This window comes from Oceanobacillus neutriphilus (assembly GCF_014645515.1).
Taxonomy (GTDB): Bacteria; Bacillota; Bacilli; order Bacillales; family Amphibacillaceae; genus Oceanobacillus; species Oceanobacillus neutriphilus.
The window spans coordinates 1-658 of sequence record NZ_BMLW01000050.1; the positions used below are offsets into that span (position 1 = coordinate 1).

A 658-nucleotide genomic window follows, 5' to 3' on the forward strand; every position below is an offset into this window, starting at 1 on the left:
CACTAGCATTGCATTAATTATGTCTAATAATACAAAATAATCCTAATTTTCGGTTTTTACTGTTTTAAGCCATAAAAAAATCCTTTATAATGAATTGGTCAGGTGAATTTCTGTCCAAATCCAATATAAAGGAAAACAACTTATGGACAAGAATACACGAAAAAATGCATTTGGTAAATGGTTTGCACCAATAAATTTAAAAAAACTTTTTGAACAAGTAACGATTCATCAACAAGATACCTATACAAAAAAACTGACGACAGAAGCCTATTTGAAATTGATGCTTTATGCGCAGGTTCATGAAACAGAAGGACTCCAGGCTCTGAGCGATGCGCTTTTGGATGCTGATTTCCAGAAAGCGAGCGGAATCGAAAGCATTAGTGCTTCCCAGCTTTCACGTAAAAATAATGAAATCAATCCTTCTATCTTAGCGACCCTGTTTTTAGATTTGGTTTACCAGATAAAAAGCTATGAAAACAAAGCTGTTAAAGGACTTCCTTTAAAGATTATTGATTCCAGTACATTGCCTCTCAACCTGACCCGTTATAAGTGGGCGAAATTCCGTAAAACCAAAGCAGGAGTCAAGCTACACTTGCGACTGGTTTTCATGGACAAGGATACGGTCTATCCGGAAAAAGCTACGATAACACCAGCGAAG

General features: G+C 36.3%; 1 protein-coding gene. It reads left to right on the plus strand.

Annotated elements, in window-relative coordinates:
• Positions 1 to 142 precede the first annotated feature (142 nt).
• On the plus strand, positions 143 to 658 hold a 516-nt coding region (locus IEX29_RS26450), incomplete at its 3' end, for a DUF4372 domain-containing protein (protein WP_188738883.1).